This window comes from Schwartzia sp. (in: firmicutes), assembly GCF_978017985.1.
Genome location: NZ_CDXDFU010000066.1, coordinates 1 through 2,258, shown reverse-complemented (window position 1 = coordinate 2,258; position 2,258 = coordinate 1). Strand labels below are relative to the sequence as shown.

Sequence of the window (2,258 nt, the reverse complement as noted above, 5' to 3'; positions counted from 1 at the left end):
TATCTTTGCAGAGGGAAAATCTGAATAAGAATAAAAAAGGGCTGTGAAAAAGCATTTCTTGCATTCTTGTTGCTTTTTCACAGCTTCTTTTTGTGCGGCATTATTCACTCACATAACTTCTCACATCAGCGGGAATTTTGCTCCAATCGACTTCATTGGCGGGGATGTCATTACACACCGACCATGCGGCTGCTATTCCTGCGGCCTCGCCGATGCTCATGCATGTGACCTGGATGCGCATCGATGCCTGCAGGATAAAGCTGGCGCTGATACACCGTCCGCTGACGATGAGATTTTCAGCTTCGTCCGCAACCATAGCGCGGAAGGGGATTTCATAGTACGCTCCCTTGGGCAGTTTTTCGGATATTTTTTCTCCGTGAGCGTCGATGAACCACGCCGTGCGCGCAACCGCGTCAGGGAAACGCGATTCATTGTGATAGTCGTCCTCGGTGAGATACACTTTTCCGCGTATTCGCCATGACTCGCGCGCTCCCAGCATGGAGGCCTCTTTTGCGATATACGCGTTTTCAAAGCCGGGCATGTGGTTTATGAAATACTGCGTGATGCGGTGAATCATTCGCCGTCCTTCGCGTACTCCTCTGCTGTAGGAGACGGGGTCTGACGCGCTGTATTCGGCAGGAAGCTCCGGGCAGTTCATGGACATGGTTCCGGGCTTTCCGACTATGGCAAAGCCCTGCATGTATTCCGCGTCCGCTTCTGTGAGCTCGCCTGTTTCTATCCCTTTTGCCATGAAATCCTCAAGCACATATTTCACGGCGCGGTGCCGCGCCTCTGCCATGGTAAAATGCGGCAGCGGCGATTTGCACCAGGGGTCTTTAAGCTCATTGGTGATGTAATCGTAAAGACGCTCCATATCTATGCCGCCTATTTCAAAGCGGAAGCTCATGGGCTGATTCCTTCCCGTCTTTTCATAGCCGCATTCGCAGGGGACTCCTGCGGAGCGTGCCAGTACCGCGTCGCCTGTGCCGTCTATGAACACGCGGCTCTTTATGGCGCGAAGGCCTGCAATTGTCTGCACGATGACGGCGGAGATAGATTTTCCTTCCATAACAGTATCAACAAATACCGCGTTATAGAGAACCTCGACACCTGATTTTTCGCACATGTCATCATATATACGGCTGATTATCTCAGGGTTCGTCCATATGGAGACCTCGCTGCCCTCCGTGCGGTCGTCGAACTCAATCCCTTCCTCTGAAAGGCGTTCCTTCAGTGTCTTTACGAAGGGCGTATCGCTGTCAGGCGCAAAGCTGGTCATGCAGGGAATGACATTTCCCAAAGTCTGCAGACCGCCCAGGGCTATGCCGCGCTCTATGAGAACTGTGCGCGCGCCGTGCTCTGCCGACTGCACAGCCGCAGCCATGCCCGACGGGCCTCCTCCTGTTACGCACACATCTGCGTCGAAGAGCACCGGGATATTTTTTCCGGCATAGGAAACCGCGTCAAAGCTTTTGATATCAGAGGAAACGGAAGAATGCATAAGCATGCTCCTTTCAAATGCTTCAATAGAAGATAGGAAAAATTCTATTCATATTATACGATATTGTTCAAGTTTTGCCGAAGAAAATATCCGCTAAATGGACGGTTGACTCTTTGGAGCGAGCGTCATATACTATCAGTAAGATTGGTTGACAGCAGGAAGGCTGTCCGATGGGGTACAGCCTCGTCGGGCAGCTTTTCTTATATTGTCCGCCTATAAAGTACAAAAATGCAAATAAAGTTGAAATAATTTACAAAAAGGCATTGACTATTGTAAACATGTAACATATAATAAGGTTCATCAGTTGAACCATAGGCTGTACGGGGAAGGCAAAGCGTATGGTTCTTCTATATTTTAAGGAGGGATTTATATGTTATTTGGGAAAAGAGGCCGGCGCGTTGCCGGGATGCTTCTTGGTACCATGTTACTCGGCGGCGTCCTCGCAGGCTGCGGCGGCGGAGACAAAGCTAAGAGCGATGAGATCAAGGTTGGTGCTAACTTCGAGATTACGGGCAACGTCGCTAACTACGGCAATGCTACGTTTGAGGGCCTGCAGCTCGCTATCGACGAGGTAAATGCTGCGGGCGGTATCAATGGCAAGAAAATCACGCTCGTTAAAGCAGATTCCAAATCCGAGGCTTCTGAGGCTGCAAATGCTGCTACGAAGCTGATTTCCGATGATAAAGTAAGCGTCCTCGTTGGACCGGCTACCACAGGCAGTGTCCTCGCTGAGGTCCGCATCGCTACGGATGCAAAG

The 2,258-nt window shown here is 50.6% G+C and carries 2 protein-coding genes; one reads left to right on the top strand and one right to left on the bottom strand.

All coding sequences use genetic code 11. The features are described from left to right. Nucleotides 1-100: 100 nt before the first annotated feature. Nucleotides 101-1,501 carry an FAD-dependent oxidoreductase gene (locus tag ACY69O_RS03150; protein WP_462332018.1) on the bottom strand — a complete coding sequence of 467 codons (1,401 nt, stop codon included), beginning with the start codon at nt 1,499-1,501 and terminating at the stop codon, nt 101-103. 370 nt (nt 1,502-1,871) lie between these two features. Between ACY69O_RS03150 and ACY69O_RS03145 the strand changes: the two genes are divergently transcribed. Continuing rightward, nucleotides 1,872-2,258, top strand: a 387-nt coding sequence (locus ACY69O_RS03145; protein ID WP_462332017.1) for an ABC transporter substrate-binding protein, incomplete at its 3' end; no start/stop codon positions are given.